The organism is Polystyrenella longa (assembly GCF_007750395.1).
Taxonomy (GTDB): domain Bacteria; phylum Planctomycetota; class Planctomycetia; order Planctomycetales; family Planctomycetaceae; genus Polystyrenella; species Polystyrenella longa.
In genome coordinates this window covers 4,466,222-4,491,548 of the sequence record NZ_CP036281.1, presented here as the reverse complement: position 1 = coordinate 4,491,548, position 25,327 = coordinate 4,466,222, and the positions used below count along the sequence as shown (strand labels likewise).

15 protein-coding genes are annotated in these 25,327 nt (G+C 50.4%); 7 read left to right on the top strand and 8 right to left on the bottom strand.

The window, feature by feature from the left end; all coding sequences use genetic code 11:
* Positions 1 to 85 precede the first annotated feature (85 nt).
* Positions 86 to 1,342, bottom strand: coding sequence for a sulfate adenylyltransferase (locus tag Pla110_RS16590; protein ID WP_144997256.1), 1,257 nt, complete (start codon positions 1,340 to 1,342; stop codon positions 86 to 88).
* A gap of 201 nt (positions 1,343 to 1,543) precedes the next feature.
* Entirely contained in the window at positions 1,544 to 2,365 is an 822-nt protein-coding gene (locus Pla110_RS16585; RefSeq protein WP_144997254.1) for a sugar phosphate isomerase/epimerase family protein, read from the bottom strand.
* Positions 2,366 to 2,709: 344 nt separating this feature from the next.
* Here Pla110_RS16585 and Pla110_RS16580 point away from each other — a divergent pair, with 344 nt between their 5' ends.
* Both Pla110_RS16580 and Pla110_RS16575 read left to right on the top strand, forming a co-directional pair.
* Positions 2,710 to 4,560: a hypothetical protein gene (locus tag Pla110_RS16580; protein WP_144997252.1), complete on the top strand. Its 1,851-nt coding sequence runs from the start codon at positions 2,710 to 2,712 to the stop codon at positions 4,558 to 4,560.
* Between the two features lie 338 nt (positions 4,561 to 4,898).
* Positions 4,899 to 6,206 carry a coproporphyrinogen-III oxidase family protein gene (locus tag Pla110_RS16575; RefSeq protein ID WP_144997250.1) on the top strand — a complete coding sequence of 436 codons (1,308 nt, stop codon included), beginning with the start codon at positions 4,899 to 4,901 and terminating at the stop codon, positions 6,204 to 6,206.
* Between the two features lie 216 nt (positions 6,207 to 6,422).
* Here the strand turns inward: Pla110_RS16575 and Pla110_RS16570 are convergent, their stop codons facing one another.
* Positions 6,423 to 7,538, bottom strand: a complete 1,116-nt coding sequence (locus Pla110_RS16570) for a D-TA family PLP-dependent enzyme (RefSeq protein ID WP_144997248.1) — start codon at positions 7,536 to 7,538, stop codon at positions 6,423 to 6,425.
* A gap of 505 nt (positions 7,539 to 8,043) precedes the next feature.
* Between Pla110_RS16570 and Pla110_RS16565 the strand changes: the two genes are divergently transcribed.
* The 5 genes from Pla110_RS16565 (at position 8,044) to Pla110_RS16545 (ending at position 18,523) form a co-directional block, all read left to right on the top strand.
* A complete protein-coding gene (locus Pla110_RS16565) occupies positions 8,044 to 14,217 on the top strand; it encodes an alpha-2-macroglobulin family protein (RefSeq protein WP_144997246.1) in 6,174 nt (2,057 codons plus the stop codon).
* Between the two features lie 178 nt (positions 14,218 to 14,395).
* Complete coding sequence (locus Pla110_RS16560) at positions 14,396 to 15,286, top strand: RAD55 family ATPase (RefSeq protein WP_144997244.1); 891 nt, start codon at positions 14,396 to 14,398, stop codon at positions 15,284 to 15,286.
* A 140-nt stretch (positions 15,287 to 15,426) separates the two neighbouring features.
* A complete protein-coding gene (locus Pla110_RS16555; RefSeq protein WP_144997242.1) occupies positions 15,427 to 16,752 on the top strand; it encodes a tetratricopeptide repeat protein in 1,326 nt (441 codons plus the stop codon).
* 177 nt (positions 16,753 to 16,929) lie between these two features.
* Complete coding sequence (locus Pla110_RS16550; protein WP_231742526.1) at positions 16,930 to 17,667, top strand: polyprenol monophosphomannose synthase; 738 nt, start codon at positions 16,930 to 16,932, stop codon at positions 17,665 to 17,667.
* A gap of 430 nt (positions 17,668 to 18,097) precedes the next feature.
* The gene (locus Pla110_RS16545; protein WP_144997240.1) at positions 18,098 to 18,523 is read left to right on the top strand and encodes an STAS domain-containing protein; all 426 of its coding nucleotides are present in this window, start codon (positions 18,098 to 18,100) and stop codon (positions 18,521 to 18,523) included.
* Positions 18,524 to 18,688: 165 nt separating this feature from the next.
* On the opposite strand, the gene Pla110_RS16540 is transcribed toward Pla110_RS16545, so the two are convergent.
* The 5 genes from Pla110_RS16540 to Pla110_RS16520 all read right to left on the bottom strand — a co-directional run bounded on the left by Pla110_RS16540 (position 18,689) and on the right by Pla110_RS16520 (position 25,295).
* Positions 18,689 to 19,975, bottom strand: a complete 1,287-nt coding sequence (locus tag Pla110_RS16540) for an outer membrane protein assembly factor BamB family protein (RefSeq protein WP_144997238.1) — start codon at positions 19,973 to 19,975, stop codon at positions 18,689 to 18,691.
* A 266-nt stretch (positions 19,976 to 20,241) separates the two neighbouring features.
* Complete coding sequence (locus tag Pla110_RS16535; RefSeq protein ID WP_144997236.1) at positions 20,242 to 20,547, bottom strand: DUF167 domain-containing protein; 306 nt, start codon at positions 20,545 to 20,547, stop codon at positions 20,242 to 20,244.
* Between the two features lie 17 nt (positions 20,548 to 20,564).
* A complete protein-coding gene (locus Pla110_RS16530) occupies positions 20,565 to 21,266 on the bottom strand; it encodes a YggS family pyridoxal phosphate-dependent enzyme (RefSeq protein ID WP_144997234.1) in 702 nt (233 codons plus the stop codon).
* A gap of 74 nt (positions 21,267 to 21,340) precedes the next feature.
* Positions 21,341 to 23,680 carry a transglutaminase family protein gene (locus tag Pla110_RS16525; RefSeq protein ID WP_144997232.1) on the bottom strand — a complete coding sequence of 780 codons (2,340 nt, stop codon included), beginning with the start codon at positions 23,678 to 23,680 and terminating at the stop codon, positions 21,341 to 21,343.
* An 823-nt stretch (positions 23,681 to 24,503) separates the two neighbouring features.
* The gene (locus tag Pla110_RS16520) at positions 24,504 to 25,295 is read right to left on the bottom strand and encodes a hypothetical protein (RefSeq protein ID WP_144997230.1); all 792 of its coding nucleotides are present in this window, start codon (positions 25,293 to 25,295) and stop codon (positions 24,504 to 24,506) included.
* Between the last annotated feature and the right edge of the window lie 32 nt (positions 25,296 to 25,327).

Genomic DNA, 25,327 nt, shown 5'->3' with positions numbered 1-25,327 from the left:
TATGGAGGGCGCATAAAAAATGCCCTGCGTGAACAGGGCATGAGTCGTTGATGTTTTTAACAGCCAAAATCAAATTGGCTGGAGCTTAGCTGGCCATTGCTTCGGCCAGAATTTTGGAAGTGCTGGGACGCATGATACGGGGATCAACCATATCGCCTTTCAACAGAGTCGCCCGGACGTCTTTACCAGAGATGAATACTGGTTTTTCGTCTTTGTGGTTTTCCATCAGATCAACACGGCCGATTGACTCGTAGTAAGCAGCGAATCCAACATTAACGGGTTTGATCAGCAGTTCGCCATTCAGGTTGTCGAAGATTTCCTGAGCGTCGAAGTCACCCCAGATGGCGGTACCATCCTGGAAGGGGGCATCGGCATGTTTACGACCAATAACGATGTTGGTGTAACCCATGTTTTGACGGTAGATCGCATGCATGACAGCTTCGCTGGGACCACCGTAGAACATTTTGATGTCGAGGCCGAGCAGGATTACGCGATCAGGAACAGATTCTCCGCGGGGCTCCCACAGTTCGCTGTCGCTGTCGCCGTCGCCCATGGCGCGGTCGGTGATCAGCTTTTCGTAAGTTTCCATACGGATTTCAGCACTGACGTCGTCGCTTTTGGTCTCGCCGATCAGCGGATTCAGTACAGCACCGGCATTTTTGCCTTCTTTGAGCAGGACTTCCAAGGCGTAAACCAGGGCGTACTCGTGAGCACGGTGCAGCGGGTTACGAGTCTGGAAAGCAACAGCGGCGTCCCAGCCTTTTTCGGCGAGCAAAGCACGAACTTCGCGAGGGGTCAGTACGTACTGGCCGATAGCAGGGCTTTTGGGCTGAGGCAATGCTTTCAGCTCGCCACCGAGAAGATGAGTGTTTTCTTTGTCACCTTCCATCACCATGGCGGCTCCGGGGTGGTCAGTACGTTCGGTACCGTAGACACATTTGATGTATTTGGGTTTGTCCCATTCGTAGACATCATTGATGTCGAGTGTCGCGACGATTTCGCCACTCGGGTTGGTCAGGGCGACTTTCTGTCCAGCAGAAAGAGTTCCGGCCAATTCAGCAGTGATAGGGAATGCGAGTGGAATGGTCCAGGCGTATTTTTTGCCGTTGCTCATGACGACTTTTTCGTCGAGCGCCAAGTTCCAGGCTTCGCTGTTCATCGGGCCGGTCAGCGGGCTCAGGGTACCGTCAGCAATACGGTAAACTGTGGAGAGGTCCGCGGAGGAAACCGGAACTTTGGGGAGGTCAGCGGCTCCCGCCAGGAATGCGTCTTTTTCAGACTCGGAAACGGTGCAGCAGACAGGTTCAGACAAACCACCATGAGGTGCAATCAGGTCAGACATGTTTTTCTTCTTATCTCGGTTACTAATTTAAGGACTGTAAGTTTGGGGCGTTACTAATGAACGACGAGTGACTTGGTAACATCATGTACAGGTTGGAGGGAGTCCTCGTCGTGAGAGCCCCCTGGCGGGTGGGAGGAGACTTTCTGCAAGGCAGAAAGTTCCTGTGGAATACTTCGTATGGGCGATTCAGGCGGAGCGATTTTAGTCGCGTAGTCCTACCTGCTGCAACAGCCGGTCAGTTTCCTGATAAGCTTCGGTGACCCATTCGACGATTTTATCAGGTTCGGGCGAGTATTCGAGTTCGAGAGAAATGGCTCCCTCGATATCCATCGTGGCAATCTCTTCCAGATAAGGGAGAAAATTGACCACTCCCCGACCCGGAGGCAGATCGCCATGCACGTTGCCATCACAGTCCGATATATGAACGTGAATGGCCCGGCCCTTCAAGCGCTGTAGTTCTTTTGGTGCTACATCGGCCAGTTGCAGATGCGAAATATCGATATTGGCATTCACTGCGGGGTGATCCACATCGTTGAGGAATCGTACCATGTTCTCCACGTTGTTCAACAACGAGAGTGGAAATGGTTCGAGTTCTAACGCAATTTTTACACCCAGCTGCTCCGCGTAAGCACCCAGGACCCGGCAATTGTCGACGGCCCACTTCCATTGTTCGTCTGGCGGAATGACTTCCCTGTTCCAGATATACTCCCCCAGAACGAGCAACAGATTGTCCGCCTGATACTCATAGCAGAGGTCCAGATAAGCCTCGCAGCGGTCAACGTGAAACTGCTGAACAGAGGGATTCAGGTCGATCAAGCCGGTGGCTACGCAACAGATTGAAACGATGGGTAGGCCCTGTTTCTGGCATTCTAACGCGATTAACCGGCGTTCCTGAATGGAAATGTCCAGTGGATCGGCAAAGATGTCGATGCAGTCGAATCCGATATTGCGGGTCTGGGCAATTCCCCAAGCGGTTTCGCGTCCCGCCTGAGCCCAGGCAGAGTTGATCAATCCGAGTTTCATGGGTGAGAGAATTTCTCCAAGTGAACGTGTGATCGGTTATTGTGTTTGAGAACGGTTCGACCGTCGCTTGAATGCGGGAAAGTCAGGTGACTCCTCCATCGTAACAGAAACGGTCGCGGAGATCTGCCAATTCCGCTGGTTGAATTCTCATGGATAACCGTCACAACCCTTATTTTTTGGGTCGAATCGATGAAATGCAGGTTGCCTGCCCTGTTCGTAAGAGTTCTACTGTAGTGAGAATAGGTAAATTACGACATAAGTAAGGATTACTGTCATAGAATATCAAGGTAAGGACTGCTAACAGGATTGACACCCTCTGCACCTGATACAGGCGAGGTTTTTAAGTGAATAAATTACAGACGACGTTGGTCTCTCTAGTGGCTGTGGTTCCCGCGGGCATTTTTGCATTCGTGCTGGCGATGTCCATCGTGAATTACGGTGGCAACATGGGGACAGCCATCTGGATTGCCAATGCGCTGGCGCTGCTCTGTTCGGCCGCTATCATTGCCACACCGTTTATCCTGTTGTATCAACATATTAAAGAACGAAAAGCAGAACGCGCCATCGAAGAAGCCGCTGCTCGTGAAGAGATGGGCGAGGAAACCGATTCTGGTAATGCCGCTGCTGCACCCCCGCCAGTCGAAGAAGAATCGAAATCCGATTTGCTGGGTGAAGACTTCTTCGACGATGGTGACTTGGAAACCTCAGGTGTACTGGTCAGTGAGACCATGACGGGCGATGACTTCGAAGTTCAAATGGGACAAGATGACTTCGACAGCGACGATCCGTTCGCCGAAGACTCGGATATCATTGTATCAGATTCAACGAGCGAGTTAATGGTTGGTGATTCCGACGACGCGGAAACCGCGGATGCGTTGGAAGCTTATACAGGCCCTGGGATTGATGATGACATCAATGTTGAAGAGACGGGTGAGATTGAAGTCACCGAATCTTCCACGACGATTGCAGCGACGGACGACTTCGACCTTGATGACTTTATGGACGATGACGATGAACCGGTCGCCGTTGTTGACGAAAACAGCGATGTTGAGTTAGACAATCTCGATTTAGACGATGATTCCGAAATGGGATCCGCCGATGCCGTCGCAGTCACCGATGACTTTGATATCAGCGATATGGGCCTCGACTCGGAAAGTACACTGTCAGGACTGCACGATAGTGTCGCTGAAGGTAGTGTTTCAGAAAGTGATGTCGTCGATATGGACGAAGATGATGACATCATGGCTGCAACCTCCGATTTTGATTTGGATGACTTGGTTTCTGACGACGAAATCGTCATCGAAGAAGACGAAGAAATTGTCGCCGAAGTCGACGACGATGAGTCCGAAGAAATCGATTTCGCCCTCGACGAAGCGGACGATACCGCGGTTGCTCTCGGGGCCAGTGATATCGACCTGGACGACGAGATTGATTTAAGTGATGACGAAGATATGGACCTCGACCTCGAAGAGGAAATGGTCATCAAAGAAGACTCGCCCGCCAGTGCCCTGGTAGTTGAAGATGAGTTTGACGATGATGAAGAGGACCTCGTCATCGAAGGGTACGACGATACTGATGATGACGATCAGCTAGACGACAGTGTGCTCGCCTCCACCAGTGCTTTCGATCTTGATACGGACGACGAAGATATTGCCGGTGACTTTCTCTCCGAAATGGACGAGGACGAAGAACCAGTGGTGCTGTCAGAATCTTCTGATGCGATTGCCTTTGAAGAAAGCGATGAGGAAATCGTTATCGAAGACTCGGCCGTGATCAGCCTGGACGATGACGATGATGATGACGAGGAAATCGTAATCGTCGAAGACTCTGCGGATGATCTCGACTGGGGAGATGACGACGAGGATACAGGTACAGAAATTCCCGCTTACGATCCTGAGAAAGCGGAAGATTCTTCTTCACTCGAAACAATTGCCGAAATCAACCTGGACGAGGCCGAAAACGACCTGGAGAAAACAGAGACGATTATCGCTCTGGACGACGAGCAAGATGATTTGATCATCGACGACGATGACGAATCGGCAGCTCAGAACTTCCTGAATGCGTTGGAAGATGATGACGATATCGCTGTTACGGACTCAACCGATTCTGGCGACGACCTGAATCTTGAAGAAGATGATGAAATTGATTTCAGCTTCTTTGATGACGACGACGAGGAAGACGACCAGAAGAGCTAGAGCTGTTCACCGTTATTCTTGGCAATTCGATCTTGCGAAGAGTTTAGTAATAACGTCGTTTTACACTACAAGAACCCGCTACGATTAGAATTCATCCTGAAACCAGGTTGTGGCTGGCTTCGAGGTTACCTTTCAGGGGTGAAATTGCCTCATCAGAGAATTTCAGGACCGCTTATAAGATGTGAGACGCTTGTCGACCGAAGTCAGCCTCTTCTGGACGTTGGTGAATCTTTCTGTAGAATTGAGTCGTTCTCTTTTACCGGGGTATCTGGTAAAATGATCGGACTATTGATTCGAACAAGCGCGCATCCACTCCTGCAGAGATGATCAGGTTTACTATGTCGACAGAGACTGCGAAAACTGAAGTTGGTAGTTACTTTATCGCCAACTATCCTCCCTTTTCCCTGTGGAGGTCGGATTTACGACACGAGATCGAGTCCGCTTATGAAAGCGAACCAGACAGTTCGGTTCCTCTCGGCTTGTACATTCATATTCCGTTCTGCCGCAAGCGATGTCGCTTCTGTTACTTCCGGGTCTATACCCAACAGAACGCGAAAACGATTCAAGACTACGTCGATGCTCTGGAAAAAGAATTCCAGATGATCAGCCAGCAACCGGCGGTCAAAGGTCGAAAGTTGAAGTTCGTTTACTTTGGTGGAGGAACTCCTTCTTACCTGAGTTCCCGCCAATTGCTCTCCCTGCGGGATCGCCTCTCCGAATATCTGAACTGGGACGATGCGGAGGAAGTGACCTTCGAATGTGAACCCGGAACGCTGAACGAAGAAAAAGTAAAAACACTCAAGGAGATCGGAGTCACCCGTGTTTCTTTGGGGGTTGAAAACTTCAAAGACAGCATCCTCGAAGAAAATGGTCGTGCCCACCTCTCCCCCGAAATTCATAAAGCTTACGGTTGGATTCAGGATGTCGGATTTCCCCAAGTGAACATCGACCTGATTGCCGGCATGATTGGCGAGACGGACGAGAACTGGCAAAACTGTCTGGAAAAAGCGAATGAAATGCGGGCGGACAATATTACTGTCTATCAGATGGAATTGCCGTTTAACACGATCATCTCCAAAGAGATGAAAGAGGAAAGCAAGGAATCTCCCATTGCAGACTGGGCCACCAAACGTCGCTGGGTGAACGAAGCGATTGATTGGTTAGGCGAGAAAGGGTACCACGTTTCCAGCGGGAACGAACTGGTGCTCAATCCGGAAACAGATCGCTTTGTCTACCGTGACAACCTCTGGCGAGGATCCGATCTATTGGCAGCGGGTGTCTCTTCCTTCGGTCACTTGCAGGGAGTTCATTATCAGAACTACGACAAGATCGAAGAGTATAAAGAGATCGTCAACGAAGGTCGTCTGCCGGTCAACCGAGCTTATCGACCGACTAAACATCAAATGCTGATTCGCGAACTGATTCTGCAAATGAAAGAAGGACATATCTCGGCGAAACCATTCCGAGAGAAATTCGGTGTCGAAATTCTCGAAGAATTCGCCACTCCCTTCCAGCACCAGCAAGAGACCGGTTTCCTGACGATCGACGGGGACGACATCACGCTGACCCGCAAAGGGTTGCTGCAGGTCGATACGTTATTGCCCGCGTACTTCGAAGAAGACCATCGAGAAATTCGGTATACATAATTCTCGGGTGGCCCAGACAATCTCGCCAGAGTTGTCGGGGCCATAGGCACACTAAATGATGATTGCTAATAAGTGTGAACGGGCGAGGGGAGCGATTTCAGCCAAGCTCCTTCATCGCCAGCTACATTCTTCGCTTAGTGTCGCTGCGCGACCCGGACAACTCTTCGAGAATGTCTGGGTCACCCGCTCGTAAAATCTAAATCGCTGCAATTCAACTCAGATCGTTAAGCAGCGGTCGCGGGCGATGACGTTCCATTGAGCGACGACTTCTCCGTCGCGAACGACGTAGGCCGATTTGTGCAGGGCCGACGTGGGGCAAATGTGGGTTGGAATGGCGATCAGTTCATCGCCCGGTTGGTAGTTCTTGGCTTTGTTAGTCTGCAGGACAAGATGTTCTTCGTTTTGCAGGACATGTTCCGAGTCAGGCAGTTCGGGGAAAAAGAGCCGTTTACCGGCGGGTGGATCGGAGGCAGCTCCTTTGGTTCCCAGGTCGAGCGTCAATCGGTCCGCCGTGGGGCGGCTGATGACACGTGTCAGCATGACTGCTGCCGGGGTGAACTTCATATCGGGGAACATGTTGGAGTATCCCGAGTCGTTAAAGACGCAAGTACCGGGGCTCAACTCGAGTGCGGGGTCATTGAACTGAGCGAAGATGGGGAACGATCCTGTTCCTCCGGCGACTATCCGGGGAACGTCGTAGCCGGCAGCAACCAGTTTTTTCTTCATCGCAATGGCGGGATCCCAACACGCTTTGACCGCGGCTGTTCGTTCGGTGAGATCGGTTTGGTGGTTCTGGCCATCGTACAAATGGAGGCCGCCTGCTTGGATACCCGGAGAATCAGCAATCTGTTTATAAAGTGCTTCCGCTTCGGTGCCCGCTTCCAGACCGGTACGGTGCAAACCGGTATCGACATCGAGGAGCACATCGATAGAGAGTCCGGCCTTCGAAAATGCTTCGCTTAATTGGGCGAGGGGGCGTTCGTGATCTGCCGTCACCGAGAAGGTGACAGTGGGGTAGGTTTTAACGAACTTGACGGCCCGTTCGATGTTCGGTCCGACCAGGTTGTAAGCGAGAAAGATATCCTCTGCACCTGCGTCGGCCAGCATTTCCGCTTCGGCGAAGGTGGCTGCTTTGTGTTTAGTAATTCCGGCCGCCAATTGTTTTCGGGCGACCTCTGACATTTTATGCGTTTTGCAATGCGGTCGAAGGCGTTCGACGGAACCGGCGATATCAATCATCTTTTGAATGTTCTCGTCCACCAGTTCTTCGAAGACTACCAAACCGGGACTGATAATCGAACTAGAATCCGAAATCTGATAACGATCACTCATGAAACGCGCTCTCTACGACAACCGAACAACGGGGCAATAAAAACGAGTCGATTATTTTAGAGAGTCAGTCAGGAAATATCATCCCTGAAGAGGGGATCGCGAACGTGATAATCCTGGCTCGATTTACAGAGACGAATCTTGAATCAATCCCGAAGATGCCGAGGGTAATGGTTTTTTTATAGATCAACCCGGGTGAATTCACAGTAGCGCAGGATACTTTCCGGCCGTATTCCAATTGCGGAACTGGTCGGGGTGATATACCGTTAAGCGAAGAAAGGCCTGCCGGGAATCGTTTTCTTTTTCCGGGGATTCGGGCGTTTTGATAAAAAGTGGGAACTTACAGGCGGGAAACGGCATCCAATCCATCGTTACCTGTTTGGTTCGTCCTCTAGAGCACCTCCCGTTTCATTGTGGAGGGTTCTAGCGGCGCAAAATCCTGTGTTCAATTATTTTCGCGTCCGGTAGTCGCCACACCTATCTTGGACAAGATATAGAGGAGCGTCTCATGTTGCGTTTGTTGTTCACCCTGGTTTTTGTAGCGATCAGTTCCAATCTCACAGGTCATCTATTTGCTGCTGAAAAGGGAGAGAATCCTTTGTTCGAACAGGCCAATCAGGAACAGAAGGATGGAAATTATAAAAACGCATACGACATCTACCATGATCTGGTCCTGAAACCAGAAACCGATACCACCACGGCTAGGCGGAGCCTGCAGGAACTCACCACTTGTCTGTATAACCTGGACCGAATTGGAGAGATCGACCCGCTACTCGAAATGGTGGTGATGGTGCATGGAGATGATTGGCGAATTGTGCAGGAAGTCGCGAATTCCTATCGTTCAGTGCAGCATTATGGTTACATCATCGGGGATGAAATTACGCGTGGTCATTCACGGGGTGGTGCCCAGTATGTCAGTCTGGAAGAACGCGATCGTGTGCGGGCATTGCAGCTGATGGTGCAGGCGTTGGAGTTGAAGCTGCAGGATACCGAAGTGAAAGCCAAAGAGAAGGGGGACTTCTACTTTGAGCTCGCGAACACCGTGCAGATGAGTCGTTCTACATACGATTCCTGGAAAATGCAGACGTTGACCGACCTCTCCGAACTTCCGGAACCCGAGAACAGCAATCCCCGTTTTGGCGGTTATCGCCGTATGGGCGCTCCTGATTTTGACGGAGCCCCTGTCGATGATGAGGGAAATCCAATCACCTTCACTGTTCCGGAAAGCTGGGAAGCTGCTGCCAATGATGGCCAGCGCTGGCGGTGGGCACTCGCACAAGCGGCGTCGACGACTTCAGATCACAAAATGCGAGTCAAAATGCAGCTGGGCGATTGGGGACAATCGCTGTTTGGTGTGCAGACATTGAGAGATCAACCCCTCTTCTATAAGCAGATCTCACAGGCAACGGACGACCCGAACAAACTCGACAAGACAACGGCTCCTTACTCGGTGCATACACTGGGAGAGGATGAAACGCTGGCTCAGCTGGCGACAGGAATCAAACGGTTTACGCTGCCAGAAGACTTCAGCTACATCAAAATCTTCCTGGAAATCGCGGCGGAAGATAAAGGCAATTACGCCGAACAGGCATTAAGTCGGTTGGAAAACATTTTCAAAAATCGACGGCAGTATGCCCGAGCGGCGGAAATGATCCGCGAGAACATCAAGCGGTTTGGACCGGGCAATAACGATCACAAACAGAAAAGCCTCGACCAGATCATCGGTAACTGGGGTGAGTTTCAGGTCGAGACGGAAAGCCAGATTCCCTCTCAAGGCGGAAAATTTCTGTATCGCTTCCGTAATGGAAAACAGGTGCATTTCGAAGCGGTGGAAATCAAGCTGGATGAATTGTTGAAGGATTGTATTGAGCATCTCAAGTCACATCCCAAGCAACTGGATTCGCTGAAACTGCAGTTTGAAAATATCGGACAACAACTGGTTGAGGGAAATCAGGAAAAATACCTTGGTAAAAAAGTGGCTGAATGGAATGTTGATCTCGATCCTCTGGCGGGTCATTACGACAAGCTAAAGACAATCAGCGCTCCGTTGAATCAAGCGGGTGCCTACTTCATCACGGCTCGGATGCAGGATGGGAATGAAACCCGGATTGTGTTGTGGATGAATGATACGATTATTGTCAGCAAGCGGGCGGACAATAAAAGCTGGTATCTAGTCGCTGATGCGGAATCGGGAACGCCCGTTCCCGGAGCGAATGTGGAAATGATAGGGTATCGAATTGAACGCCCGCGTCCTCGTAATCCCAATCAGATCGAAATCAAAACACAGCACTTTGCGGAGTTTACAGACAAAGAGGGACAGTTCACCGTTTCGGAAAACCGGGCACCGCACAATTTCAACTGGTTAATGATCGCGCGCACGAAGGAAGGCCGTTTAGCCTATCTTGGGTTCCAAAGCATCTGGCACCAGCCGAAAAACGATCCGGGCCACGATACGCATAAGGCCTTCTACATCAGCGACCGGCCGGTTTATAAGCCGAAGGATACCGTGCAGTTTAAGTTCTGGGTCCGCAATGCCCGTTACTCGACGATGGCTCCGGCCGTGTATGCCAATAAAGAATTTCAGTTGCGATTGAACGATCCGCAAGGCAAAGAAGTCTGGACGAAAAAATTCACGGCCGACGCCTTTGGCGGTTTCAATGGCGAATACGAGTTGCCGGAAGAAGCGACTCTCGGAACCTATTCGCTTAATGTTATCGACAACCCACGCGTGCAGGGTTGGGGTTCTTTCCGAGTCGAGGAATACAAAAAAACCGAATACGAAGTGACAATTGACGCACCAGAGGAACCTGTACAACTGGGTGAAAAAATTACGGCGACGATTAAAGCTAAATACTACTTCGGGGCACCTGTGAAAAACGCGACCGTTCATTTCACTGTTAAACGAAGCGAATACAGCAATCGCTGGTACCCTTCTGGCACCTGGGACTGGTTGTACGGAAATGGTTACTGGTGGTTTACTCCGGAATGGGACTGGTACCCGGGTTTCTCGCGTTGGGGATGCGTCCGGCCTTATCCATATTGGTGGCCTCAGCAAAGTGATCCTCCCGAAGTCGTGCTGGATCAAGAGGTGGAGATCGGTGCCGATGGATCAGTTACCGTCGAGATCGATACCGCTCTCGCCGAGGCGATGCATGGAGATCAGGATCACCGCTACGAAATTACGGCGGAAGTCGTGGATGAATCACGGCGTACGATCGTCGGTAACGGCGAAGTGTTGGTGGCGCGTGAACTGTTTGATATCGTCGCCTGGACGAACAGAGGATACGCCCGGGTAGGTGATACGATTGAAGCCTCGTTCAAAGCACACACCTTGAATCGTAAACCGGTTAAAGGTGAGGGAACAGTTCATCTGATCAAAATTACCTACACCGAAGATGGTAAGCCATTGGAAACGTTGGTTGAGAAATGGGACGTCGCCACTAACGAAGAGGGCCTGGTAACTCAGAAGATGAATTTGGCGGAAGCAGGTCAGTACCGTATCTCTTACCTACTCAAAGATGAAGCAGGCCACGAGCAGGAAGGGGCGACCGTCCTTAATGTTTACGGAGCAGGATTCGATGGGAAGGGATTCCGGTACAACGATCTGGAACTCCTGGTGGAGCAGAAGGAATATCAACCTGGCGACAAAGTCCAGTTGCGCATTAACACGAATCGAACCGGTTCGACTGTGCTGTTGTTTGTGCGACCGGTCAACGGTGTTTATGAAGTTCCTTATACATTGAAACTGGACGGGAAAAGTACTTCGTTTGAAATCGATGTACGACCCGATGATATGCCGAATTTCTTCGTCGAAGCCATGACGATTTCGGACGGTGATATCCACAGCGTCACACAGAACATCGTGGTTCCGCCTGAAAAACGAATCATGAACATTGAAGTGACAGCGGATCAACCAAAGTATCAGCCGGGTGAAGAACTCAAACTGCAATTGAAACTGACCGACTTGAAGGGAGATCCGATTCAAGGTTCCGTGGTGCTGTCGGCGTATGACAAAAGTGTGGAATATATCTCGGGTGGTTCATCCATTGGAGATATTAAAAAGTTCTTCTGGGATTTCAAACGGCATCACAGTTCGTCGACGAATTCCAGTTGGAATCACCACAGCTATGTTCTGTATAAACGGGACCAGCAGCGAATGGAGCAATTGGGGACGTTTGGCGCTATTGTCGAGGAGTCCTTCTATGATAGAGGTAAGGGAGGCTTTGGCGGAGGAACGGATCATAGCATTACTATGATGCGGTCTGCACCGATGTCAAAGATGCACCTCGGAGGCGAGATGGCGATGGAAATGGCCGATGGTGCCCCACCAGCAGCCCCTGAAGCAGGTGCAGGAGGTGGGGAATCTGTTGAGCCGACGATTCGAAAAGACTTTGCCGATACCGCTTTCTGGGCCGCCAACCTGGAACCGGACGAGAACGGAATTGTGTTGGTCTCCTTTCCAATGCCGGACAGTCTGACTACCTGGAAGATTGCCAGTTGGGGAATGGGTGACCGGACCCGCGTCGGTTATGGCGAAACGGAAGTGATCACCTCCAAGAATCTTCTCGTTCGTCTTCAAGCACCTCGGTTCTTCGTTGAAACGGATGAAGTGGTGTTGTCTGCAAACATCCACAGTTATCTGGAAACAGACAAATCGGTGCAGGCGATTCTCGAACTGGAGGGGGGGCTGCTGGAATCGATGGACGAGTTGACTCGTGAAATCAATCTGACAGCAGGTGAAGAGATCCGCATCGACTGGCGAGTGAAGGTGCTTCAACCGGGCGAAGTAACACTAAGAATGAAAGCCTTGACCGATGAAGAGTCGGACGCGGTCGAGATGTCCTTCCCGGTGTATATTCATGGTGCCGAACGGATGGAAGCGTATGCGGGAACAGTCAAACCGGAGGAGTCGAGCTCGACGGTCGAATTCGATATTCCGAAGGAACGACTTCCTGAACAATCCGTTCTGAAACTCCGTTTCAGTCCGTCGCTGGCTGCGGCCATGATTGACGCGTTGCCTTATTTGGCGAACTATCCTCACAAAACGACTGATGCCGCGATGTATCGGTTTGTGCCGACGGTCATCACCTACAACATCTTGAAAGAGATGGGGGTTGATCTGAGACAGCTTAAGAAAAAGCAGACCAATCTCAATGCTCAGGAATTAGGCGATCCCCAGGAACGAGCGAAACAGTGGAAACAATATGATAAAGAAAACCCGGTTTACAATCCGGATAAAATCGAGCAATTCGTCAAGCAGCATGTGGATGATGTTACCAATCGTCAATTGAGTGATGGCGGGTGGGGTTGGCTTAGCGGCTACGGCGAACATTCTTCGCCTCACATTACTGCTCAGGTTGTTCATGGTTTGATTCTGGCAGACAAAAACCAGGTGGCACTTGTTCCGGGAATGCTGGATCGGGGACTCGCCTGGTTAGAGAACTACCAACAGGAACAGATTCGTCTGATCAAAAACTGGGAAGAAAACGAAGCGAAAAAAGCAGAACACAAAAAGTTTAAACAAAAGGCAGACAATCTCGACGCACTCGTCTTCGGTGTGTTGGTCGAGGGGGGACGCGTGAATGAAGAAATGCATGCTTACCTGAATCGCGACCGGGTCAGCCTGTCTGTATATGCGAAAGGTCTGCTCGGCCTAGCTCTGCACACCCTTGGTGACAAAGAGGGTCTGGCGAAGGTAATGGAAAACCTGGAGCAGTACCTGCAACAGGATGCCGAAAATGAAACGGCCTGGTTGCAATTACCCGCAGGGCACTTCTGGTGGTTCTGGTATGGCAACGAAGACGAAGCCAACGCCATCTACCTGAAACTGCTTTCACGGACCGACCCACGTAGCGAACGGGCGAGACGGCTTGTGAAATACATCCTCAATAATAGAAAGAACTCCACCTACTGGAGCAGCATCAGCGATACCGCCCTGTCCATTGAAGCTCTAGCCGAATACTTGAAAGCAAGTGGCGAGAATCGCCCCGATATGGTGGTGGAAGTCTGGTTTGATGGTCAGAAGCAGAAGGAAGTAAAAATCACTCCTGAGAACCTGTTTGAAATTGATAACAAGTTTACGCTTGAAGGCGTCGCGTTGGAATCAGGTCGGCATACGCTGGAACTTCGGAAAACGGGTTCGGGACCGCTGTATTATAACGCTTATGTGAAAACGTTCTCGAAAGAGGACTTCATCGAAGCGGCCGGTCTCGAAATCAAAGTTGAACGGCGATACACCCGTTTGATTCCAGACAACAAAGAGACGGCCGTGGCGAACAGCAGTGGGCAAGCGATTGATCAATTAAGCGAGAATTTCAAACGCGAACCACTCGTCAATCATGCCGAACTGAAAAGTGGTGATCTGATTGAAGTCGAGTTGATCATCGATAGTAAAAACGATTACGAGTACCTGATCTTTGAAGACTATAAACCGGCCGGTTTGGAAGCGGTTGATTTGCGAAGTGGATACAACGGGAACCGTCTGGGGGCGTATATGGAATTCAAAAATGAGAAAGTGAAGTTCTTTGTACAGCGACTGGCTCATGGCAAGCACAGTGTGACCTACCAGTTGCGGGCCGAAATTCCCGGTAAGTTCAGTGCGTTACCAACGCAGGGGTCGGCGATGTACGCTCCTGAATTACGTGCGAATAGTGATGAAATGAAACTGCAGATCGTCGACTAATCTATGGTACTAATATCAAAGCCAGTCCTCCTGTTGAGATGGAGGCTGGCTTTTTTCTTTGGGTACTCAATACTATAGTACAACCCCAATTCGATACCGTCTGCGTTACGTTAAGCGACTTGGGACTTAGGTTTATTTTGACAACGATAGTTAGAAGAGATTGAGATAGCAGAGGATCATGACGACACCACGACATTCAACAGGTTTATCCCAATTGGACGAAATGCTGGGGGGAGGTTTGATTCCCGGCACGATGACGGTGGTGATGGGCTCCACAGGCATTGGTAAGACTCAACTTGGTCTCCAGTTCGCGCATGCTGGTAAAGAGCAGGAAGGGGAAACTGGGATTCTCTTTGACATGACGAGTCGCGGTGATGCGCAGAATCAGGATGAATATGCTAAGCGGCTGTTCGACTGGGATTTTCGGGCCGCCTCTAATGCTGATATTCGTCGAGAGTCGTTTGATGTGACGACCGTCTGGGATGCCGAGCAAAGCCGGAAAGATTACCTGCATCTTTTCCGACGTTCCGGACGCCGGGTCACTCTGAGCGACCTGGATGATGATCAGTGGCGGGAGTGGAAGGTTGAACTGTCGCGCAAGCTGGACCGGGCGATCTATTTCTTTTACGGAAACTTTGTTCATGGTGTCCGCCGTATCGTACTCGATGGAATTGAACCTGCTGAAAAGGCGAGTGATAGTTTTCAGTTCCATATGATCGACTACGTTTATCATCAGGTGCTGCGAAAAGAATCGGACTGGCTTGCCCGTGATTTGTTTCGCTCGCAGTTCCGTTCTCAGGAATCAATTGTCGAACAGCATCCGTACGATCACCAACAATTGAGCTGCCTCATACTCTATACCTGTCACGAGGTTATGCTGAATGATCTGCTTGAGCGGCCTATTGAGTCGGGCGATATGCTCTCGAATGCCAATACCATTATTTTGATGGGAAAAACACGCGAGGAAGGCAAAATGGGCCGAGCCCTGCAGATCGCCAAACATCGTGGCAGCGCGTGTGACGAATCGATTGTTCCTTTCCAAATCACGGAAAAGGGATTGCAACTCTGATTCCGTCTGTAGGCGAGGTTGATTCAACGTGAGGCGATAACGGAACCGGAAGTCGGTAATCTTCTTGACGATTGGAATCTGGACTTTGATAATCAAGGTAGAGTCCAATTTCGATTCTTTCTTCTTCGGGAGAGTACGTCATGAAGATGACATTATTTATACGCCGACTATGTTTTCTGTTATTGATCACCGGGTTGGTCGTCAGTGAAAGCGTCACTGGTGGTTCCAGCGCCAGGGCAGACGGATTGCGCCACCTCTATCCGAGCATGTTCGGCCCGATTGTGCCCCCGTACGCTTACGGGAATTATGGATATGGTCGCGGAGGCCATCACGGTCACAGGCACGGCCACGGATATGGACGTGGCGGATTTTATGGCTCCTATCGTGGACGAGGACTGGGGATTCGTACCCCTCCCGGCGTGAACCGGTTTGTGATCCGTGCTCCCATCGCTATTGCTCCCTACACGTATTATTACGGAAACAACTTTCTGCCTTACTCAGGTTATTACGGAAACAGTTATTACGGTAGTGGGTATTCCGGATATTTAGGGAACCCCTACTACACAAACGATAGCTACTATCGCGGCAACAACTGGGGAATCAATAATTTCTATGGGAACAACTTTAATGTTCCCCAGTCGACAACCTATCCCACTCCGGCTGCTATCGCTCTTGAAAACCTCCGCATGAAGAAAGAGGTGGAAGAGAATCGGAAGGAATGGATCCAGAAGATACCGGGAATGCCGGACCGGGTGATTATCGCCGTGCGTCCTTCGGCTCCGGAAGACAATTTGAAGAGCGTTCGTGCTCAAGCTCTGGGAGATGGAGCGATGCGACGGGGCGAATTTGGTCGTGCCTATGAATACTACGAACGCTCCGTTAAGCAATCGAGTGACAAAGCCGAATTTCGCATCAGTCTGGCCACTGTTCTGGCGGCGACCGGTCGATTTGATACGGCGCTCAAGCAGATTGAAACAGCGGCGAAGCTTGAACCGAACATGGAAAAATTACCACGAACTCTCGATCAAATTTTCCGGGAAGAAGGAGCTAACGAGCGTGAAATTCTGATTTCAAATTTATATGGCTGGACCGAAGAAGATCAGGATGATCCTAATCGGCTGATGCTGATGGGCACCTTCCTCGCTCTCGATGGAAAACCACAAGATGCTCGGGCATTTCTGGAAGTGGCTACTGCGACAGCGGAAGAGGACGACGTCGCCCTTGCCTTTCTGACGCCCATCCGGGGAGAAGCGGAAGTCCTTGATGAAGAGGCTGCCAACGCGGAACCCATTCCCTACCCGGACTTACCTCCTCCAGGATATGGGGTGCTTGCCGTGTCTCCCGAAGAAGCCTCTTACTATAAACCTGACACACCAGGCGACGAGTTACCTCAACCCCCGCCCCCCTCAGCAGGCCCGAATCCGGTTTCTAACGGGATCGATACTGGACCACAATTTCCTGATTAATCAAAATTTTTAAACAAAGTGATAGTCGAGAGGTGGTATCTACTCGTTGCGGAGTCATCGATTCGAAATAAGCGTTCAGTCGAAACTGAAAGGCCAGCTTGGTAAATTAAAGGCATCCTTCTTCCGAGGGGTGCCTTCTTTTATCGACCCTTGTTGCCCATCAGGAAATATGCACCGTTGAACCGCCGAATTCTCATTACGCTTTGTACCTACAATGAACGCGAAAATCTCGAACAGCTCATTCCCGAAATTCGCATGAGTCTGCCGGAAGCACATATTCTGGTCGTCGACGACAAGTCTCCCGATGGAACTGGTGCACTCGTTAAAGAAATGCAACAGGACAATCCGGCTCTGTTTCTGATTGAACGATCGGGCAAGCAGGGATTGGGGACTGCAACGGTGGCAGCCTTTCGCTGGGGAATCGAAAAAGAGTTCGATTACCTGATTAACATGGACGCCGACTTCAGCCATCCACCCCGTTACCTGCCGGATCTGGTTAAAGCAATGGACGATGCCGATGTCGCCATTGCCTCTCGGTATGTTGAAGGTGGAGAAATCGAGGGCTGGGGACTCAAACGGCACCTGATGAGTCGAGGAATCAACTGCTATGCCCGCCTGTTGCTGCGGTTGAAGACGAAGGACAACAGTGGTTCCTACCGTTGTTATCGGGTCTCCCGTCTGGCGGAACTCGATTTTGATAAAATCGTTTCCCGCGGTTATGCGTTTCAGGAAGAGATTCTCTATCGCTGTAATCGAATTGATTGCCGTTTCGTCGAGGTCCCTTTTCTATTCGAGGAACGTCGCCATGGTTCTTCGAAGATCAATGGAATGGAAGCAGTAACGGCCTTGGGGAACTTGTTCCGCTTAGGGATGGAGAATGTCCTTCGCGTCGATGTCCGACGAGACCAGAATTAAAGGGAAGTTCCTTCCCAGACAAATTTCAGCTCCCTGTTCGCTTTCTCAGGGCTTTGCCTGTAGTACGAAACGAATGTATCGCTACTCAATTACATTTTGTTTGCAAGAATGGAAATCGCCCCAGCAATTGTGGGGCATGTGTCGTAAGTAGGACAGTGTGTTGTCAATTTTGAACATTTTTCTGTAGATGTTTCCAAATTGAAACATCTGCAAAAACTGCCGGAAGAAAATTCAACATGACGGGCCATATGTAACCTCTTGTTATTTCGAGGTTTAGGAGAAAATTTCAAGTTCAGAAACTAACGGGAATCAAGATCGGCCCGGCCTTTGCTTTTATATGACATGCCAGGATGGCTTGGTAGAACGGTCACAGGCTCAAGGATTTGAACCACTCCTCCGGAACCTGAACGGGAATTGAGAGTAGGATATTATGGCAACAAGTCGACATTTGCGCATGACGCTTCACAACTGGGATGACTACACCGTACTCGACCTGATCGGCGTCGAAATCTGGGATGGGGCAGATCTGGCTCTACTACGAGATACACAAAGCGATCTCGTCATGAATAAGAAATGCCGCCTGATGGGCGTCAATATGGAACACGTCAAATATATCCCGAGCGGATTCTTTGGCATGTTGTATGACTGGCACGAATATGGCGTCAAAATTCGCCTCTACAATCCTCAACCCCACGTCGCAGAGATGCTCTGGTTCCGGCAGTTCTTCAAACGAATTGGCGAGAACACTTATGCTCTGCAGGGGAAACCCCGCTACGATCTTGTCCCCCAGGATAGCAGCGACTGGACTGCCGATGCAGACTGGTTGGAAGCGGAAACGATGTCTACCAAAAACTAAATGAGATGCGTTCCGACGTAGTCGCTGTGCAAAACACGATAACTCTGAGAGAGCAGCCGGAACGTTGACTGAAAATACTAATTCCCTGTGACCAGGTAATAAAAAAATGCCGCTGAGGAGATGTCCTCTGCGGCATTTTTTGTAGGTTGGGATAAGGGCTCGGCCTTAATTGGCAAGGTCGTAAACCATCAATGTTTCCTGGTCGCGAAGGTACAGTTTACCGTTGGCGATCGCCGGGTGAGCCCAAGCGGGTGCGTTGACCACATCCGGGGTGAATGAACCGGAAAGTTCGTAGCCATCGGGAGTTGCTTTGATTGCCGCGACTTCTCCCGATTGATATCGGAAGATCAGATGCCCGTCCGCGTAGATAATCGCGGCAGACTCGGTTCCAGGCCCCCGGATTTTTCCGCCCCAGGTGATGTCTCCCGAGTCGGTTTTAATGCAGATGGGGAAGCCATTTTTATGACCGTGTCCGGCGTAGACGTAGTCTCCCAGCAGAATCATGTTGCCGTGATGGTTCTGGAATGTATTGGGACGCAGGAAGTATTGTTCCGTTGCTTTGACGCCTTCGCCATCCTTGGTGAGGTGCAGGTAGGCAGCTCCCGTGTTGTAACTGGTCGAACAGAAAATGTAGTCGCCATCGACGAGCAAGTCGGGGATGTTGGCTGTTCCGTTGGCGACCGGGTTGTAAGACCAGAGCAGTTCGCCATCGCTGGCTCGAACACCAAAAGCACCATGACCACCCATTTGCACGTACTGTTTGATTCCGGCAGCATTGCTGATCTGGATTGAAGCATACCCAGCACCATCATTCCCTTTTTCGCCGGTGGGGGCTTTGCTTTTCCAAACTTCTTCCCCCGTCAATTTGTCCAGAGCGACGATCATGGCGTCGTTTCCTCCAGGGGTGCAGAGGACCCAGTCACCGTCGACGAGTGGCGACTCTGAGAATCCCCAGCTCGACATCATTTTGCCGTCCCACTCTTCGGCGAAGTCTTTTTCCCAGACAATTTCACCATCAGCGGTTTTCATACAAATGATTTTTCCATTGGACGGAATTACGTACAGATAGTCGCCATCGACGGCGGGGGTGCAGCGGGAACCATCGTATCCGTGTTTGGGTACGTGGTCGGTCATTTTGCTCGCCCAGAGTCGTTGGTGAGTGTTGGCATCAATAGCCAAGAGTGCCTGAGAGACTTCACCATTGCTGGTGGTATAAATGCGGTCGCCCACGACGGCGACGGAAGCGTATCCGTTACCAAGGCCTTCTGTTTTCCAGAGAAGTTTGGGTGGGTTTTGTTCCCAATTAAAATTGAGCCCCGTTTCGTTGGAGATGCCATCACGACTGGGACCACGCCACTGTGGCCAGTCCTCCGCTTGGAGTGAGTCGGCAGCAATAGCGAAAGTAAGAATCAGACTACAGGCAAATAGCCAGAAAACGAGTCGTTGCGGCATCGTTTGCTCCCAGTAGGAATGCGGTGAATCGTGTTGTTGTGAGCGAGCGTTTTAAATTGATGGCAGGCGGAAAATAGGTGACGGATTGTCTGTGTTCTTGACGACTTGATCGAACCCGTGTTTCAAGTATAAGAAGTGATTTAAGGGAGACGCAACCAGTGCCCGCCGAACACTTGCCTTAAATCGGGTAAACGGATTGGCCATTTAATGAGCACTTCTTCATTTTTCAGGACGCTCAAACAAGTCTGATTGAGCTGCCGGTGACTTTACTCCTGCAACAGGCTTGTCAGCTGTGATTCCAGTTCGTCTCGGGAAATATTTCGGAGGAGAACTTGTTTCTGCGGAGAGGTGTCGCCCCGCAGAATCTCCAACTGGGATCGGGCAATGGATAGCTCTTTGGCCAGCAATTTCAAAACGGCCAGATTCGCCTTTCCTTTTTCGGGAACGGCAGTGACGGAGATTTTCAGCTGGTCGTCATGAATTCCCGTGACTCCGTTTCTTTTCGCCTTGGGACTCACTTTGAGTGGCAGAATCAAACCGTCAGGATGATCCGAAATGGTGGGAAGTAACATGGATAGACCTTTTTCCGCTATTTACTTATGCCCTCGAAGAGACTGGAACCGAGGCGAATGAGCGTCGCGCCTTCTTCAATAGCGATTCCGAAATCGTGGCTCATCCCCATGGAAAGTTCGCTGAGTTTGACCGTCTGAGATCGCTGATTCAATTCGTCCTGTAGTAAACGCAAATCGCGAAAAGTGGGACGTGCCAGTTCAGGATCGTCGACGTGAGGAGCCATGGTCATCAGGCCAACGATGTTGGTGTGGGAAAACTGGTCGAACTCGGACCAATGATCAAGTAGATCGTTTCGAGAGAAACCCTGTTTGGTTTCTTCCCCGGAGACATTTACCTGAAGAAGCAGATTTGGTCTTAGTTGCTCCTCTCCGGCAATCCGGTCTACGGCGTCCAGCAGTTTCAGGGAATCGATTGAGTGGATCAGTTTGGTGACGGGAAGAACTTTACGGATCTTGTTTCGTTGCAGTTGGCCAATGAGATGCCACTGGATTTCCTTCGAAACGAGTTCCGCTCGTTCTTCCAGTTGCTGAGGACGACTCTCGCCCAGATGACAATAACCGAGTTCCAGCAGAGCTTCGACCCAATTCCACTCCGCGTATTTGGTGACAGTAATTAACTGCACATCAGCGGCATTTCGCTGCGAACGATCACAAGCAGTCTGGATCTGTTGTTCGATCCCTCTGAGGTTCTGGCGAATACGATTTACAACTTCAGACATAGAGGCGGCTTTAAGGTGGAGGCAGGTTGTTCGCTGGATAAAAATAAAGGGAGCGAGAATTGTTTAATGCACGATCATTCGGAATTAAGCCGGTCCTGCTTTTGTTGAATTGCGAGGCGAAGTTGGGCGACTGCTCGCGGATTGATGATGGGGGGCGATTGCTCTTCCAGCCACTCGATGTCGACGATCGCCTGATCCAGTCGAGTGGCTCGATAAGCGAGAAGTGCCCTGCCCCAGCGATCCTCGGCTGATTCCGGATCAAGTACAATCAGAAAATGCATGTAGTTGAGCATGCGTTCTTCTTCCTGTTTGTCTTGAGCGATACTTAGCAGATTGCGCAACATGCGGGTCAAAGTTTCAGTCGTGGTTTGTGCCGCGAGGGCGGAGTCGTCGAATGCGCGGCCACTGTAGGCCAGCACAATTAACTCCGCGTCCTGACGAGAAAGTAACTTGCCTTGTTCGAAGGGATCAACCAACTGCGGTTCTCCTTCGGTCGGTACAAACCGGGAGACATAATGACCGGGTAACCCAACGCCATCGATTTGCAGTCCAATCCGTTTTCCAACGGCCTGATAAAGTACGGAAAGCGAAATCGGCAACCCTTCGCGATCGTCAAGTACCTCGTTCAAGTAGCTATTGGAGCGGTGATAGTAATTGGTTCGACTTCCATGGAATCCGAGTTCTTCAAACAGGAATCGGTTCAACTCGGAGAACTTCTCCGCTTCGCTCGTCGACTCTTCGAATCGGCTCTTTAAAATATCGGCCAGCCGTGTCAGCTCCTGCTCATAGCTAGTGATATCAAGTTCTTCGTTGTCGAGCCACGAGATATGCAAGGCACCAGTGAATAAGTTGGCGTCCTCGTTCTGCAGAACTTCTGCGAAGGAAGCGAGTACGCGTTCTCGATGAACGTCTCGGGCCAGTTGCCGAATTTGCTCTGCTTGCCGCTCCAGTTCCGCGGCCTTCTTTTCGAGTAAGGTAGATGTAAACGTCGCATGAGGAAGTAACTGTTTGGAAAGCTCGGCTGAGGTGAGATTCCGGGTGTCGGTGTTGTCAATCAGACCGTTGATACTGTTTCGGACTTCAACCGATGGTTCGAGTGATTCAACTTCCTTACCCAGTTGAAAGTTTTTGAACTGGGCTGTCGTATCGCGGAACTTGGCCAGGCCGACGGAACCCGTTTCAATTTTGACGCGCGGCAAGTTGATCACCTGCTCCCCGTTTAAATAACAGAGAACACCTTCTTCTTCGACGCGGACCTTGAGGTTGTTCCAGTCTTCTTGGAGCAAAGGGCTGTCGATTTCTTTCAGCACCTGCCAGGTGAGAACATCGGGACCGTTAAATTTGCTGAGACGAATTCGTCCTCCTGAGGGATAGAAACCATAGTGTTCGTATTCCCCGTTCGAAGCGAACACAATTCCGGCGGCGCCGTCTGTCTGATCCTGTTTGACTTGCACGGCAATTTCATACGGGGGTTCGGGAACTGCATTGGTGGAGAGCAATAAGGCGCGACCACCGAATCCTTTTCCGGAACCCTGAACGTGGATTTGTCCGGACCGTTGTCTCCAGGTCGCTCCGAAGAGATCAGTCCATTTTTCTTCATCCAATCTTCCGATGGTCAACCAGCGAGACATTGGAATCGGATTCGGTTTGTCGATGAGCAGTTTTAAATCGGAGGCGGGAACGGCGAATCCGAGGTTTTCACTGGCAAGCGATTTCAGGGTGACGAGTCCGACGACTTCCCCCTGTTGATTCAGAACAGGACCGCCGCTGTTGCCCTGTTCGATGGGAATGGCCAACTGCAGCATGTTGCGTCCTTCCACTTCACGTTGACCCGAAATAATTCCTTTGACGACAGAATGTTTTAAACCCAGCGGATTACCGAGTGCGATTACCGATTCGCCATCGCGGACCTCTCCCGTGAATCGAACGGGCAAAGCCGGCAGATCTTTGGCGTTGATTTTTAATAGAGCCAGGTCGAGCTTGCTGTCCGTCGCTCTGACTTCCGCGACTTCATACTTCTGACCGTTAGCGAACTGGACGGAAATCGGACGCGCGTCCCCGATGACATGCCTGTTAGTTGCAATTAAACCATCGGACTCGAGTACAAATCCGCTACCGATGCCAAGTTGTTTGCCATCTCGACCTGAAAATGTAATGACGACGACCGATTCCCGCGCGCGGGCCACCAACTCTTCGATGGCCATGTCGCTGACCAGCGTGCCGGTTTCCTCAAGAGGCATTGGTCGCTCGGCTCCGGCAGGGCCTTCGCTGGAAGTGACCATGGGTGCCGTCGCTGACGACGCCGGAGTCCCGTCTTCCGCATAGGCTGCGAAAATCAGGCAGGCAAAAGCCAGCAAGAGAGGGCTGCAGCGATAGAGCAGAGGCTTCTTGCGATACATCTTTTTGAGATACATAGAGTGATTCCAGTAAATTGCTCGAACCGGGGATTCTTGCCATTGAATCAGAAATCAGGCATTGGCAGGGAAGCTGAAGGGCGAGGCGGCCATGCCTATTATAGTAATGGCTGTTGGAAGAGAACGCAAAAAGGGCTGGGATTCGTGGAGGATTACGATTCTGTCCTTTAATGAGAGAGTGGACGATGGACAGGAAGAATCACAAGGGCGGGTGATTAAGTCGAATAATGAAGTAGGGTGTGTCGATTAAAAATATGTAGCTTCACAGAGTTCTTCTTCAGCTTGCCCCGTTATTTCTGAGAAAACCAGTTTGGCCATAAAGTACAATTGTTGAGTCTTACAACTAGTTGATCATCATCATTGATAAGCTCAAGATGATGGTTCGTGGTCAAAATTGAAAGACTGTTATTTAGTAGTTCTATCGACTCAAATGAATTCCCTCGTAGTTGGCTAAGTGGGCTTTTTTGAAAAGTCTTGGGGGTTGAATCAGGTCTTTCTTTTCGAACGGAGATACCGCCGTCACCGGCACAAGCGAGAATATATGTTGCACTACTTACGAATCCGATACCAACGCAGATTGGGATTGTACTCTTGTCTGAATCATCTACCCAGAGTTCGACAAAGGATTCTTTTATGGCCTCACCTATTTTTCGTTTCAAATCATCATGTAGAGAGTTCATGGCAATATAGAGCCGTTTGTGAAGCGGGAATTATTAATCCAAATCATTTTTACATTCCAAAGGCTTGAATGTGCTTTCGCCCAGATCGTCTCTTTCAACCGGATGAAATAGATCCCTTTTAACTCCGGCATATACATTAGACATTATTCCCCAAATTCTACAATGTATAAATCACTGTTGTCGGGACGAGAGAACTGGCGGCCCAGATGTTCGCCATAGTGTAGTAGGATCGAGCCACGAATCGCTAAACCTAAACCCGGTTTCTTCGATTCCACCCGGCGGTGGTGCTGGAAGTACTTTTTGATGGCGTCCTGGAGCTCGTCATCTGATCCCTCAAACAAGGCATCCACCCAAGTGAGCAAGAGTTGATCTGTCTTGGCGCGTTTTGCCTCCATAACTGTTTGGCGAAATCCTGCTATTTCCTGTTGCGGACGTTTTCGAACTCGTCCGCAAAAATAAAGCCACCAGGCGCGATGGGCTTCCGTTTGATCAATATTAAGCCGCACATCGTCTCGGAGAATGTGAGCGAATCGATCAAATGTGTCCCACTGCTGCAAAGCCGCGATGAAACACATTGACCAGTCGTATGAATCTACCCAATGTTCATTGATTTCCTGATACTCTCGGCTGGGAGGCTGATCGGAACCATTGCCGGAGGGTTGAATATCTCTCCATTCCCCAAAGAAGTAAGTCTCCGCCGCGTCGACGCTAATGGCGGCCCATTTCCTGGCGTTCGTGTGGTCGCCCTGGACTAAAAAGTAGCCTGCGGCTAAACGCGTATCGAGCAACAACATGTACTTTTTATGGCCCATATCTCTTGGGTCACAATTCTTTTCATTCTCCAGAACCGTTTCGTGACCTAAAACATGTCTGATAGGATCACAACTAAGAGACGATAAACCGATTTCCTGTATTCGCGACGATGTCCAAATCATTCTATTCATTCCTATGGTCGAAAAGTGCTTGT

Excerpts from the sequence above, each read along its gene's own strand:
- Pla110_RS16590 (WP_144997256.1), bottom strand. The coding sequence starts at position 1,342 with ATGTCTGACCTGATTGCACCTCATGGTGGTTTGTCTGAACCTGTCTGC.
- Pla110_RS16565 (WP_144997246.1), top strand. The coding sequence starts at position 8,044 with ATGTTGCGTTTGTTGTTCACCCTGGTTTTTGTAGCGATCAGTTCCAAT.
- Pla110_RS16525 (WP_144997232.1), bottom strand. The coding sequence starts at position 23,680 with ATGTATCTCAAAAAGATGTATCGCAAGAAGCCTCTGCTCTATCGCTGC.
- Pla110_RS16560 (WP_144997244.1), top strand. The coding sequence starts at position 14,396 with ATGACGACACCACGACATTCAACAGGTTTATCCCAATTGGACGAAATG.
- Pla110_RS16570 (WP_144997248.1), bottom strand. The coding sequence starts at position 7,538 with ATGAGTGATCGTTATCAGATTTCGGATTCTAGTTCGATTATCAGTCCC.
- Pla110_RS16545 (WP_144997240.1), top strand. The coding sequence starts at position 18,098 with ATGGCAACAAGTCGACATTTGCGCATGACGCTTCACAACTGGGATGAC.
- Pla110_RS16540 (WP_144997238.1), bottom strand. The coding sequence starts at position 19,975 with ATGCCGCAACGACTCGTTTTCTGGCTATTTGCCTGTAGTCTGATTCTT.
- Pla110_RS16555 (WP_144997242.1), top strand. The coding sequence starts at position 15,427 with ATGAAGATGACATTATTTATACGCCGACTATGTTTTCTGTTATTGATC.
- Pla110_RS16535 (WP_144997236.1), bottom strand. The coding sequence starts at position 20,547 with ATGTTACTTCCCACCATTTCGGATCATCCTGACGGTTTGATTCTGCCA.
- Pla110_RS16585 (WP_144997254.1), bottom strand. The coding sequence starts at position 2,365 with ATGAAACTCGGATTGATCAACTCTGCCTGGGCTCAGGCGGGACGCGAA.
- Pla110_RS16530 (WP_144997234.1), bottom strand. The coding sequence starts at position 21,266 with ATGTCTGAAGTTGTAAATCGTATTCGCCAGAACCTCAGAGGGATCGAA.
- Pla110_RS16575 (WP_144997250.1), top strand. The coding sequence starts at position 4,899 with ATGTCGACAGAGACTGCGAAAACTGAAGTTGGTAGTTACTTTATCGCC.
- Pla110_RS16520 (WP_144997230.1), bottom strand. The coding sequence starts at position 25,295 with ATGATTTGGACATCGTCGCGAATACAGGAAATCGGTTTATCGTCTCTT.